10 protein-coding genes are annotated in these 13,244 nt (G+C 69.6%); 7 read left to right on the top strand and 3 right to left on the bottom strand.

The features are described from left to right. Window positions 1–8: 8 nt before the first annotated feature. Genes JOF42_RS18170 through JOF42_RS04480 form a run of 6 tightly spaced genes read left to right on the top strand, consistent with a single transcriptional unit; the run spans window position 9 to window position 7,776 of the window. Window positions 9–98: a potassium-transporting ATPase subunit F gene (locus tag JOF42_RS18170; protein WP_056276367.1), complete on the top strand. Its 90-nt coding sequence runs from the start codon at window positions 9–11 to the stop codon at window positions 96–98. Beyond that, on the top strand, window positions 98–1,783 hold the full coding sequence (kdpA, locus tag JOF42_RS04500; protein ID WP_210096765.1) for a potassium-transporting ATPase subunit KdpA: 1,686 nt from the start codon (window positions 98–100) through the stop codon (window positions 1,781–1,783). The genes JOF42_RS18170 and kdpA overlap by 1 nt, the downstream gene beginning before the upstream one ends. A gap of 1 nt (window position 1,784) precedes the next feature. Next, entirely contained in the window at window positions 1,785–3,929 is a 2,145-nt protein-coding gene (kdpB, locus tag JOF42_RS04495) for a potassium-transporting ATPase subunit KdpB (RefSeq protein ID WP_210096764.1), read from the top strand. A gap of 42 nt (window positions 3,930–3,971) precedes the next feature. Beyond that, window positions 3,972–4,574 carry a potassium-transporting ATPase subunit KdpC gene (kdpC, locus tag JOF42_RS04490; protein ID WP_210096763.1) on the top strand — a complete coding sequence of 201 codons (603 nt, stop codon included), beginning with the start codon at window positions 3,972–3,974 and terminating at the stop codon, window positions 4,572–4,574. Then, window positions 4,571–7,108 (top strand): ATP-binding protein, encoded by a 2,538-nt coding sequence (locus JOF42_RS04485; RefSeq protein ID WP_210096762.1) that lies wholly within the window; start codon window positions 4,571–4,573, stop codon window positions 7,106–7,108. Before kdpC ends, JOF42_RS04485 begins: the two co-directional genes overlap by 4 nt. Further along, window positions 7,105–7,776, top strand: a complete 672-nt coding sequence (locus JOF42_RS04480) for a response regulator (protein WP_210096761.1) — start codon at window positions 7,105–7,107, stop codon at window positions 7,774–7,776. The genes JOF42_RS04485 and JOF42_RS04480 overlap by 4 nt, the downstream gene beginning before the upstream one ends. Window positions 7,777–7,925: 149 nt before the next feature. Here JOF42_RS04480 and JOF42_RS04475 read toward each other — a convergent pair whose 3' ends face one another. Next, window positions 7,926–8,720 carry a TspO-related membrane protein gene (locus JOF42_RS04475; protein ID WP_210096760.1) on the bottom strand — a complete coding sequence of 265 codons (795 nt, stop codon included), beginning with the start codon at window positions 8,718–8,720 and terminating at the stop codon, window positions 7,926–7,928. A gap of 91 nt (window positions 8,721–8,811) precedes the next feature. Beyond that, window positions 8,812–9,375, bottom strand: coding sequence for a TetR/AcrR family transcriptional regulator (locus tag JOF42_RS04470; RefSeq protein WP_210096759.1), 564 nt, complete (start codon window positions 9,373–9,375; stop codon window positions 8,812–8,814). Between the two features lie 95 nt (window positions 9,376–9,470). On the opposite strand from JOF42_RS04470, the gene JOF42_RS04465 reads away from it, so the two are divergent. Beyond that, entirely contained in the window at window positions 9,471–10,313 is an 843-nt protein-coding gene (locus tag JOF42_RS04465) for an alpha/beta fold hydrolase (RefSeq protein WP_210096758.1), read from the top strand. A gap of 153 nt (window positions 10,314–10,466) precedes the next feature. Here JOF42_RS04465 and JOF42_RS18055 read toward each other — a convergent pair whose 3' ends face one another. Beyond that, complete coding sequence (locus JOF42_RS18055) at window positions 10,467–13,235, bottom strand: glycosyl hydrolase 53 family protein (protein ID WP_210096757.1); 2,769 nt, start codon at window positions 13,233–13,235, stop codon at window positions 10,467–10,469. Between the last annotated feature and the right edge of the window lie 9 nt (window positions 13,236–13,244).

Genomic DNA, 13,244 nt, shown 5'->3' with positions numbered 1-13,244 from the left:
GAACGACTGTGATCGTCTTCGAGATCATCGCCGCCGCCCTCGCCGTGGCCGCCGTCGTCTACCTCGTGGTGGCTCTCGTCGCCCCGGAGAAGTTCTGATGGGCGCCGGTGCGAACCTGTGGTTCGGCATCCTGCAGGCCGCCGTCCTCATCGTCGCGATCGTGCTGCTGTACCGGCCGGTGGGCGACTACATGGCCCACGTCTTCAGCACGCCCCGTGATCTGAAGGCCGAGAGAGGCATCTACCGCCTGATCGGCGTCGACCCGGCATCCGAGCAGACCTGGCGGGCCTACGCACGCGGCGTGCTCGCGTTCTCGGTCGCCGGGCTCCTGCTCGTCTACGGCCTGCAGCGTCTGCAGGGCTTCCTGCCCGAGTCGCTCGGACTCCCCGCGGTTCCCGAGGGCCTGGCGTTCAACACCGCCGCCTCGTTCGTCGCGAACACGAACTGGCAGTCGTACTCGCCCGAGCAGACCATGGGCTACACCGTGCAGCTCGCGGGCCTCACCGTGCAGAACTTCGTCTCGGCCGCCGTCGGCCTGGCGGTCGCGGTCGCTCTGATCCGCGGCCTCGCCCGTCGGGGCTCGACGACGATCGGCAACTTCTGGGTCGACCTGATCCGCGGGCTCGGACGCATCCTGCTGCCGATCGCCCTGATCGGCGCCATCGCCCTGATCGCGGGCGGTGTGGTGCAGAACTTCGCCGGCTTCACCGATGTGACCACCGTCTCGGGTGGCACGCAGACCATCCCCGGCGGCCCGGTCGCCTCGCAGGAGGCCATCAAGCTGCTCGGCACGAATGGCGGCGGCTTCTTCAACGCCAACTCGGCGCATCCGTTCGAGAACCCGACCGGCTGGACCAACCTGCTGCAGATCCTGCTGATCCTCGTGATCCCGTTCGCGCTGCCCCGCACGTTCGGCCGGATGATCGGTGACGACCGGCAGGGCTATGCGATCGCCGCAGTGATGGGCACGATCTTCCTGATCTCGACCTTCGCCCTCTCGGCCCTCGAACTCGCCGGCCGCGGCAGCGCCCCCGAGCTCGCGGGCGCGGCGATGGAGGGCAAGGAGGTGCGCTTCGGCATACTCGGCTCGACCCTGTTCGGAAGCGCCAGCACGCTGACCTCGACCGGCGCCGTGAACTCGATGCACGACTCGTACACGGCACTCGGCGGCATGATGCCGATGCTCAACATGATGCTCGGCGAGGTCGCCCCCGGTGGCGTCGGCACGGGCCTCTACGGCATGCTCGTGCTCGCTGTCATCGCGGTGTTCGTAGGCGGGCTGCTCGTCGGCCGCACCCCCGAGTACCTCGGCAAGCGCATCGGCCCGAAGGAGATCAAGCTCGCGAGCCTCTACATCCTCGTGACGCCCACCCTCGTGCTGGCAGGCACCGCGCTGAGCTTCGCGATCCCGGGCATCCGCTCCGACGTCGAGTCGACCAGCATCCTGAACCCCGGCGTGCACGGCATGAGCGAGGTGCTCTACGCCTTCACCTCGGCCGCGAACAACAACGGCTCGGCCTTCGCGGGGCTCACCGCGAACACTCCGTGGTTCAACACCGCACTGGGAGTCGCGATGCTGCTCGGCCGGTTCATCCCGATCGTCCTCGTGCTGGCCCTGGCTGGTTCTTTCGCCGCCCAGCAGCGCGTGCCGGAGACCACCGGAACCCTGCCCACGCACCGACCGCAGTTCGTCGGGCTCCTCACCGCCGTCGCGGTCATCATCACGGCACTCACCTACTTCCCCGTGCTCGCACTGGGACCCCTCGCTGAAGGACTCGTCTGACATGACACTCATCACCACGCCGTCGGAACAGCAGGATGCGTCGGCATCCGCCCCCGCCACCACCGAACCGCCGCGCTCGTTCGGCTGGGCGCAGCTGACCCAGGCCCTGCCGGGCGCACTGCGCAAGCTCAACCCCGCATCTCTCGTGCGCAACCCCGTGATGCTGCTCGTCTGGGTCGGCGCCGCGTTCACCACCGTGCTCGCGATCGCAGAACCCTTCCTCGGGGGCCCCGCCGACTCGGGCGGTACCCCGGTGCCCGCGCCGTTCACGTGGGGCATCGCGATCTGGCTGTGGCTGACCGTGCTGTTCGCCAACGTCGCCGAGTCGGTGGCGGAGGGCCGCGGCAAGGCCCAGGCCGCGAGCCTGCGAAAGACCCGCACCAGCACGATGGCCCGCAAGGTCGTGCGCTACGAGGCGACCTCGGATGCCACGGCAGAGCGCACCGAGACGGTCGACGTCTCCTCGGCCGAGCTGCAGCGCGACGACATCGTGATCGTCACGGCGGGCGAGCTGATCCCGGGCGACGGCGACATCGTCGCGGGCATCGCGACCGTCGACGAATCGGCCATCACGGGTGAGAGCGCCCCGGTCATCCGCGAATCCGGCGGCGACCGCAGTGCCGTCACGGGCGGCACCCGCGTGCTGTCGGATCGCATCGTCGTGCGCATCACCTCGAAGCCCGGCGAGACGTTCGTCGACCGCATGATCGCGCTCGTCGAGGGCGCGAGCCGTCAGCGCACACCCAACGAGATCGCGCTCAACATCCTGCTCGCGAGCCTGTCGATCGTGTTCGTCGTCGTGGTGCTCGCGCTCAACCCGATCGCGTCGTACGCGGCGTCGCCCGTCAGCATCCCGGTGCTGATCGCCCTGCTGGTGTGCCTCATCCCGACCACGATCGGCGCCCTGCTCTCGGCCATCGGCATCGCCGGCATGGACCGGCTCGTGCAGCGCAACGTGCTCGCGATGTCGGGCCGCGCGGTCGAGGCCGCGGGAGACGTCACGACCCTGCTGCTCGACAAGACCGGCACCATCACCTACGGCAACCGCCGCGCGCACGAGGTGCTGCGGCTCGGAGGCGTCGACGCCGACGAGCTGCTGCGTGTGGCCGCTCTCTCGTCGCTCGCCGACCCGACACCCGAGGGCGCATCGATCGTCGAGTTGGCCCTGAGCCGCGGCATCCGGGTCGACGAGCCGGCGGATGCCGTCGTCGTGCCGTTCACCGCGCAGACCCGCATGTCGGGTCTCGACCTGGCCGACGGCACGCAGATCCGCAAGGGCGCCGGTTCGGCCGTCAGCGCCTGGCTCGGACTCGAGACGGATGCCGAGCTGACGTCGCTCACCGACGGCGTCGCGTCCAGCGGCGGCACCCCGCTGGTCGTCGCCGTGAAGCACGCCACCGGTGCCGGTCAGGTGCTCGGCGTCGTGCATCTGAAGGACATCGTGAAGGACGGTCTGCGCGAGCGGTTCGAGGAGCTGCGGAGCATGGGCATCCGCACGGTCATGATCACGGGCGACAACCCCCTGACCGCCGCCGCGATCGCGAAGGAGGCGGGGGTCGACGACTTCCTCGCCGAGGCGACCCCCGAGCAGAAGCTCGAGCTGATCAAGCGCGAGCAGGAGGGCGGCCGACTCGTCGCCATGACCGGCGACGGCACGAACGACGCCCCGGCGCTCGCCCAGGCCGACGTCGGCGTCGCGATGAACACGGGCACGTCGGCCGCGAAGGAGGCCGGCAACATGGTCGACCTCGACTCCGATCCGACCAAGCTCATCGACATCGTGCGCATCGGCAAGCAGCTGCTCATCACCCGCGGAGCGCTCACGACGTTCTCGCTCGCGAACGACATCGCCAAGTACTTCGCCATCATCCCCGCGATGTTCATGGGCGTGTTCCCCGGGCTTGCGGCGCTCAACATCATGCAGCTGCACTCGCCGGCATCCGCCGTGACCAGCGCGATCATCTTCAACGCGATCGTGATCGTCTTCCTCATCCCGCTCGCGCTGCGGGGTGTGAAGTACCGGCCGGCGAGCGCCTCGCAGATCCTGCAGCGCAACCTGCTGATCTACGGCCTGGGAGGCGTGATCGCGCCGTTCATCGGCATCAAGCTGATCGACCTCGTCATCACCCTCATCCCCGGTTTCTGACCGGCATCCACCTCGCTTCCCTCTCGCTTCGAAAGGCATCCCATGTCCTCCTCCCGCACCGCCGCTCGCACCGCCGGTGTCGCCGTCCGCGCGATGCTCGTGCTCACCCTCGTGCTCGGCGTCGGCTACACGCTCGTCGTCACCGGCATCGGCCAACTGCTGCTGCCCTTCCAGGCGAACGGGTCGCCGCTGCCCGACGACAGGGGCAGCGCGCTGATCGGGCAGTCCTTCACGGATGCCGACGGCGAGGCTCTCCCCGAGTACTTCCAGTCGCGTCCGTCGGCCGCCGGGGACGGCTACGACGGTGCCGGCTCGAGCGGCAGCAACCTCGGCCCGGAGAACCCCGATCTGGTCGCGGCGATCGACGAGCGCAAGGCCGCGATCGCGAAGCGCGAAGGGGTGAGCCCGGATGCCGTGCCGGCCGATGCCGTCACGGCATCCGGATCCGGTCTCGACCCGCACATCAGCGTCGCCTACGCCCTGCTGCAGGTGCCGCGCGTGGCAGCCGAGCGCGGCGTGCCCGAGGAGGAGGTGCGCGACCTCGTGGAGTCTAGAATTCAAGGGCGGGATCTGGGATTCCTCGGCGAAGAACGCATCAACGTCGCCGAACTCAATCTCGCGCTCGATGAGCGGGAGGGCGAATGACGGCAGAGCGCCACGGCAAGCGCGGCCGCCTCCGCGTCCTGCTCGGCGCGGCCCCCGGCGTCGGCAAGACCTTCGAGATGCTCGCCGAGGGCAAGCGGCTGCTCGACGAGGGACGCGACGTCGTGATCGCGATCGTCGAGACCCACGAGCGGGCGGCGACGGCAGCACAGACCATCGGCATCCCCGAGGTCCCGCGACGTGTCGATCTGCATCGGGGCGTGCCGCTGAGCGAGATGGATCTGGATGCGGTGCTGGCACGGCATCCCGAGATCGCCCTCGTCGACGAGCTCGCCCACACGAACACCCCCGGTTCGCAGAACCCGAAGCGCTGGCAGGACGTCGAGGCGCTGCTGGCGGCGGGCATCGACGTCGTGACGACGGTCAACGTGCAGCACATCGACTCGCTGAACGCCGTGGTGGAGAAGATCACCGGCATCGCGCAGCAGGAGACGATCCCGGATGCCGTGGTGCGGGCCGCCGACGAGATCGAGGTCGTCGACCTCGCACCGCAGTCGCTTCGAGACCGGCTGTCGGCAGGGCTCGTGTACCCCGCCGAGCGGATCGACGCCGCCCTGTCGAACTACTTCCGGCTCGGCAACCTCACCGCGCTGCGCGAGCTCGCCCTGCTGTGGCTCGCCGACGAGGTCGACAGCGCGCTGCGCAGCTACCGCGCCGACCACGGCATCGAGGGCACGTGGCAGGCACGCGAGCGCGTGGTCGTGGCACTCACGGGTGGTCCCGAGGGTGAGACGCTGCTGCGCCGCGGCGCTCGGATCGCCGCCCGCTCCGCCGGTGGCGAGCTGCTCGCGGTGCACGTCGCGGCGCAGGACGGACTCCGCGACGAGACCCCCGGCGCTCTCGCAGCCCAGCGCTCCCTGGTCGAGTCGCTCGGCGGCAGCTTCCACCAGATCATCGGCGACGACATCCCCGGAACCCTCGTCGAGTTCGCACAGGGGGCGGATGCGACCCAGCTCGTCATCGGGGTCAGCCGTCGCGGTCGACTCGCCGCCGCGATGACGGGACCCGGCATCGGCTCCGAGGTCATCCGTCGCTCCGGCGACATCGACGTGCACATCGTCACCCATGCCGCCGCAGGTGGACGCGTCGCACTCCCCCGCATCACCGGCGGTGCTCTCGGCTGGCGGCGGCAGGTGCTCGGTTTCGCGGTCGCCCTCGTCTTCGGGCCTCTGCTGTCGTGGGCGATGTTCGCGTTCCGCAGCCCCGAGTCGATCACGGTCGAGGTGCTGGCGTTCCAGCTGCTCGTCGTGATCGTGGCGCTCGTAGGAGGGCTCCGTCCGGCGGTCTTCGCCGCCGTGCTGTCGGGTATCACCCTCGACTTCCTTTTCGTCGCGCCGATATTCACCATCACGATCGCGCACCCGCTGCACGTGCTCGCCCTCGCGCTCTACGTGATCATCGCCATCCTCGTCAGCATCATCGTCGATCAGGCGGCCCGGCGGGCGCGCACGGCTCAGCGCGCCGCCGCTGAAGCGGAGCTGCTCGCCGCGGTCGCCGGCAACGTGCTGCGCGGAGACAACGCCGTGCTCGCCCTCGTCAGCCGCACCCGCGAGGCGTTCGGGCTGAGCGGAGTGCGCCTGCTCTCCGCCGACGGCGAGGTGCTCGCGAGCGACGGCGAACCCGTGGCCGATGACCGCGCCACCTCCGTGCCCGTCGGCACGGGCGGCGCGTCGCCCGCCGTGCTCGAGCTCCACGGCGAACCCCTCGACACCCCCGCACGCCGCCTGCTCGACGCGATCGTCGCGCAGCTGGCCGCCGCGATCGAGCACACGGATCTGCGCGCGACGGCCCGTGAGGTGGCGGCCCTCGCCGAGACCGACCAGGTGCGCAGCGCTCTGCTCTCGGCGGTGAGCCACGATCTGCGCCGGCCCCTCGCCTCAGCGGTCGCCGCGATCGGCGGACTCCGCGGTGCGCACCGCCTGTCGGCATCCGACCGGGAGGAGCTGCTCGCGACCGCCGACGAGAGCCTCGCCACCCTGTCGTCGCTCGTCACCGACCTGCTCGACGTCAGTCGCGTGCAGGCCGGTGTGCTCGCCGTCTCGCGCATGCGCCTCGATGTCGCCGGCCCCGTGCTCGCCGCCGTGGACGAGCTCGGCCTCGGTCCGTCCGATGTCGAGCTGGCTCTCGACGCCGGCCTGCCCGCGGTCTCGGCCGATCCCGTGCTGCTGCAACGGGTTCTCGTGAACGTCGTCGCCAACGCGAATCGGCACTCGCCGACCGACGACCGTGTGATCGTGTCGACGAGCACCCTCGGCGACCGGGCCGAGATCCGGGTCATCGACCGGGGCAAGGGCGTTCCCGTCGAGAAGCGCGACCAGATCTTCCAGCCGTTCCAGCGCCTCGGAGACACCGACAACACGGCCGGCCTGGGACTCGGGCTCGCACTGTCGCGCGGATTCACCGAGGGCATGGGCGGTACCCTGACACCCGAGGACACCCCCGGCGGTGGGCTCACCATGGTCATCTCGCTGCCACTGGCGGCCGACCCCGACTTCGATCAGGAGGAGACGGAGTGAAGCTCCTCATCGCCGACGACGACCCGCAGATGGTGCGCGCACTGCGCATCACTCTCGCCGCCCACGGGTACGAGGTGGTCGTCGCCCCCGACGGTGCCGCCGCCGTCGCCGCCGCCGCGCAGGCCCATCCCGACATCATCATGCTCGACCTCGGGATGCCGCGGCTCGACGGCATCGAGGTGATCCAGGCGCTGCGCGGCTGGACGAACGTGCCGATCATCGTGGTGTCGGGTCGCACCGGATCCGCCGACAAGGTCGAGGCGCTGGATGCCGGAGCCGACGACTTCGTCACCAAGCCGTTCCAGGTCGACGAGCTGCTCGCGCGGCTGCGTGCCCTGTCTCGTCGCTCGGTGCCGGCCGGCGGCGAATCGACCGTCGGGTTCGGCGACGTCGTGGTCGACCTCGCGACGAAGACCGTCACCCGTGCGGGATCGCGGGTGCATCTCACCCCGACGGAGTGGCGCATGCTCGAGCACCTCGCCCGGCATCCCGGAGCCCTGGTCACCCGACAGGATCTGCTGAAGGAGATCTGGGGCAGCGAACAGGTGTCGGACTCGGGCTACCTGCGCCTCTACATGTCGCAGCTGCGCAAGAAGCTCGAGGCCGAGCCCAGCGCGCCGGTGCACCTGCTCACCGAGTCGGGAATGGGCTACCGGCTCGTCCTCTGAGCCCGGAGCCCTGACTCCTGCGGACTGAGCCCGGCCCTTCGCCCTCGCACTTCGCCTGAGATCAGGAGGACCGTCTGAGATCAGGACGATCTGCGCCGGATGTTCCTGATCTCGACCGGTCGTCCTGATCCGGGCGTGGGGTGAGCCACTTACGCCGCGACCCCTGAACGCGACCGGCGCAGCACGCCGAACGCGCCGGCCGCGACGAGCGCGATGGCGACGATGATCCCGGCGATGCCGGTGACGGTGCTCTCGGGCTCTCCGGTGAAGCGGCCGACCGCGAGCCAGCCGAGACCCCACGCCGTCGCGAGGGCGGGCGCGATGCGCTTGGTGACGAGGGCACTGGCGACACCGATCACGAGCACGACGGCGAGCACGGCGACCGCCCAGATCTCAGCCTGGTCGGCCCAGCTCTCGGGTGCGATCTGCGTGAGCCAGGCGGTGACATTGGCCACGGTCGCGATCGTCACCCATCCGAAGTGCAGTCCGTTCGCCCCATCGACGACGATGCGCTCGGGCCAGGTACGGGCACGGCTGCGCCCGAGGATCACGATGACCCGGGCGAGGGTCGCGAGCAACAGCGCGATCATCAGGACCGTCAGGGGAAGAGTCAGGAACTGCGCCATGACGAGCCACAGTCCGTTGAGGATCATCGACGCGGCGATCCATCCCCCGACCGCGCGCTGGCGCTCATCGGCCCGCTGCGCCGGCAGCGCCTGCCACACCGTGTAGGCGATCAGGCCGATGTAGATCAGCGACCAGATCGAGAACGCGGGGCCGGCCGGAGCGAGGTACGACCCCTGCGCCGACAGCGCCCCGTCTTGCAGCTCGCTGACCGAGGTGCCGCCGAACGCGCCGGAGCCGACAGCCGCGGCTATCAGCATGAACGTGGCCGAGGCGATGATCACTGACTGGCGGGCGATGTCCTGCGTCCGGGATTCCATGCTCCGCACGTTACGCGCGAGCGGGCGGGTGCGCAGGAGCCTTGACACCGGCATTCGAAAACGCTAGCCAGGCTAGCTAAATCTCCGACAATCAGGCAGCAACGGCCGCGTCGATCAGCACCTCGGCGGCGTTGCGCGCCTGCACGGCGACCTGCGGATCGGCGGCGATTGCTGCGGTACTCTGGGCGCCCTCGGCGAGGATCGACAGCTGCGCGGCAAGGGATGCCGGCGCCCCGGCATCCACCACGAGGCCCGACATGTACTGCTGGAACGACGCCTTGTGGTCACGGACGATGGCCGCGACTTCGGGGTTCGTCCCGCCGAGCTCCCCGAATGCGTTGATGAACGCGCACCCGCGGAAGTCGTCGGTGCAGAACCAGTCCTCGAGGTATCCGTACACGGCGAGCAGGCGGTCGCGCGGGTCTGCACCGGCATCCGCCACCGCGCCGGTCAACCCGGCCTCCCACTCGGCATGCTTGCGCGCGAGGACAGCGGTGACGATGTCGGTCTTCGAGGGGAAGAGGGCGTAGAGCTTGCGCAGCGAGACTCCGGCCGCTGCCCGCAGCTCATCCATGCCGACAGCCGCGTAGCCCTTGCGGTAATACAGCTCATCGGCCGCCGCAAGGATCTGTTCACGCACTGTTCCATCGGTCATGATCCCAGTGTACTTGACATGAGAACGACCGTTCTCTACAGTGGGAGACATCAGGTGAGAACGATCGTTCTCACCGAACCGAAAGGATCAGGATCATGGGTTACATCACCGTCGGAAACGAGAACAGCACCCCGATCGAGCTCTACTACGAAGACCAGGGATCGGGTCAGCCCGTCGTCCTGATCCACGGTTACCCGCTCGACGGACACAGCTGGGAGCGCCAGACCCGCGAGCTCCTCGCCCAGGGCTACCGCGTCATCACGTACGACCGCCGCGGCTTCGGCGGATCGTCGAAGGTGAACGCCGGCTACGACTACGACACCTTCGCCGCCGACCTCAACACCGTGCTCGAGACCCTCGACCTGCGCGACGTCGTGCTCGTCGGATTCTCGATGGGCACCGGCGAGCTCGCCCGTTACGTCGGCACTTACGGCCACGAGCGCGTCGCGAAGCTCGCTTTCCTCGCCTCGCTCGAGCCCTTCCTCGTGCAGCGGGACGACAACCCCGAAGGCGTGCCGCAGGATGTCTTCGACGGCATCGAGGCCGCAGCCAAGGGCGATCGCTTCGCGTGGTTCACCGACTTCTACAAGAACTTCTACAACCTCGACGAGAACCTCGGATCGCGCATCAGCCAGGAGGCCGTCACCGGCAGCTGGAACGTCGCGATCGGCAGCGCGCCCGTCGCCGCCTACGCCGTGGTGTCGTCGTGGATCGAGGACTTCCGCGGTGACGTCGACGCCGTGCGCGACGCCGGCAAGCCCACGCTGATCCTGCACGGCACGAAGGACAACATCCTGCCGATCGACGCGACCGCCCGCCGGTTCCACCAGGCCGTGCCCGCCGCGACCTACGTCGAGGTCGAGGGCGCCCCGCACGGCCTGCTCTGGACCCACGCCGACGAGGTCAACGCCGCGCTCAAGGACTTCCTCAGCAAGTAATCGGCCCCGGTCGTTGAGCGACAAGCGCACCGCTCAGCACCGTCCGAGAACAGGACGACCGCCCCGGATCAGGACAGAATCACGCAGATTCTCCTGATTCGGGGCGGTCGTCCTGTTCTCCGCAGGTCAGGCGGATGCCAGCGCCAGGCGCCGTCAGCGCTTGACGGTCACCGTGAGCGGCTTGCTCTCGCTGCTGCCGGCGGCGTTCACGAACTCGACGCGATAGGTGTGCTTCCCCACTGACCGCCCGTCGACCGCCACCGAGACCCGCTGCGCGGCGGGGCTCTTCGCGGTGATGGACCCTTCCTTCAGCAGCACACCGTCCTCGAAGAGGCGGTAGGACATCGCGTTCGTCCCCCACCACATGTCGGCGGTGAGCGTGTACGAGCCGTCACCGTCCCCGTTGTCGGCTGACAGCACGGGAGTGCCCGGCGCGGCATCCTTCACCTTCACCGTGACGGGCTGCACTGCGGTCGTCCCGCGTGAGTTCACGAGCTCACCGGTGTAGACGTATGTGCCGTTCTTCTTGCCGGCCACGGCGACCCGAGCCACCTGCGCGGCGGTGCCCCCGAACGTGAGCGGCACGGTCTTGATCAGCACCCCGTCCTCGAACAGTCGCAGCTTCGTGGCGTTCGACCCCCACCACAGGTTCATGGTGACGGTGAAGTCGCCGTCGAGGAGTCCGGTGTCGTGGCCGTTGTCGTGCGACAGCACGCCGCGAGCCGGCGCGGCCGTCGCCGCGTCCTTCCGCACGAGGGCATCGACCGCGGCATCCAGCGCGCCCAGCGCCCCGGCGACAGCGGACGCACTCGGGCTCGCCGCGGACAACACGATGTCGGCGCGGCCGATCGCTCCGGGCACCGCGACCGTCGACGACTCGATGTAGGCCGCCAGATCGAGGGCTGCGGCAGCCTTCCGCCGCTCCCGCAGCACCGAGGTGTCGGCACCGACCGCGGGTTCGCGTACGAGCTCGAGGTCGTCGATCGTGCCCCACGCCCCGGCAGGCAGAGTAGCCGCGACCCGCACCACGGCTGTGCCGCCGGCTCCGACCTGCAGCGCCTGAGTCGTCGGCGTCGACCACACGCGCCAGCCGTCGAGCGCGAAGGCCGACGGCGCACCCGTCACGGCGGAAGACGACAGAGACAGGGCGACCTTTCCCTCGGTGCCTTCGCCGTCACCCTGCAGTGATGCCCGAGCCACATACCTCCCGGCGGGAAGCCCCGTCACGGTCTGAGTCAGATCGAACGAGTACGCGGATGCCGAGTAGAAGTGCGCCGAGTGCGTGCCGCTGTGGGGGTCGTCCCACGCACGCAGGCTCAGACCGGAGCCGGTCGCCCGCCACATGCTCGTGTCGGCGTCCTCGAAACCGGGGTTCTGCAGGTAGTTGCGTGCCGAGACGGTGACAGTGGCAGTGGCTGCGAGACCGGCATCCGTCGTCCCCGTGATCGTGTACTCGCCGACGCCCTCGATGAACTCCGCACCCGGCGACCAGGTGACCGCCTGCTGCTCCGATGATCCGTCGTTGTAGAGCACCGTGACCTCGCTCGGCAGCTCGACCGCATCGCCCTCGACGAGAGACAGGGCAGCGGGCTGCACCGACTCGACGGCTCGAGGAGCCTGAGCACCGGTGCGCACGTACGAGAAGATGTTCAGCGCATCGGATGCGGTGCCGTCGAAGCCGAACAGTGCCTGGTTGTCCCACGCGGATCCGCCGAACCAGTGCCCGGCGTCTTCGGGCTCGTACTCGCCGGCGAAGCTCGACGCCCATCCGGATCCGTCGCGCTCCCACAGCACCTTGTTCTGCTCGAGCTGAGCGGGCGGACCGACCGGCAGCCACGCGGGCTCCCAGTAGTAGACGCCGATCCCGGCCTCACCCACGTCGGCGACGGCCTGCACGACCGCGCGCACCGCATCGGCCTGACCCTGCACGCTCACCGGATACTGCGTCGCCTCGGAGGGCAGGTCGATCACGTTGCCGTGGCCGTCTCCGTCGTCGAGGGTGAACGCCCACGAGGTCTCGGCGACCATGACCTTCTTGTCGTACGTGTCGGCGACGTGCGAGAGCACCGCCGTGAGGTTCGCCGGGGTGCCGTGCCAGAACGGGTAGTACGACGACGCGAACACGTCGTAATCGACGTCGCGGCGATCGAGCTGCGCGGCGACGTCGGCGTAGAAGCCGGCTCGCTCGGGATTCGTGAAGTGCAGGGCGACGAGCGTGTCGGGCGCCTCGGCGCGCACAGCGGCGGAACCGGCCGAGAACACCTTCGCCATGTCGTCCCAGCCGCGCACTCCGGCGACCCCGCCGTTGGTCTCGTTGCCGACCTGCACCATGCGCAGATCCACCCCCGCGTCGACCAGGCGTCGCACCGCGTCGCGGGTGAAGACGCCGACCTCGGCGGCGACCTGGTCGGCCGTCATGCCCTCCCATGCCTTGGGCACCTGCTGCTTGGCGGGGTCGGCCCAGAAGTCCGAGTAGTGGAAGTCGACGAGCACGCCGAGTCCGGCATCCGTCGCGCGCTGCGAGATCTCGATCGCCCGGTCGACGTCGACATCACCGCCGCCGTAGCCGTTGCCGTTCGCGTCGAACGGGTCGTTCCAGACGCGCACGCGCACGTCGGTGACACCGGCGTCGGCGAGGATCTCGAACAGGTCGCCCGGCGCGCCCTCGGCGTCGCGGAACACGACCCCCGACTCCTCGAGCGACAGCACCGAGGACACGTCGACGCCGCCGATGAAGTCATCGGGCAGGTTCTCGACCCGGGGGACGGTGACGGTGGCATCCGCCGGGTCGGCGGGCGCGACCGCCGTCGACACGGAGGCCGTGAGCGAGGCGGCCGAGGCGGGCAGCGCCACCCCGATCAGGGCGACGGCGGTGACCGCGGCCAGGGCGGTGGAGAGAAGGGAACGCGTGCGACGGTGCATGACGGCCTT

The organism is Microbacterium phyllosphaerae (assembly GCF_017876435.1).
Classification (GTDB): Bacteria; Actinomycetota; Actinomycetes; order Actinomycetales; family Microbacteriaceae; genus Microbacterium; species Microbacterium phyllosphaerae.
Note: the sequence above shows the minus strand (reverse complement) of the source record. Positions and strands in the feature narration are given on the sequence as shown.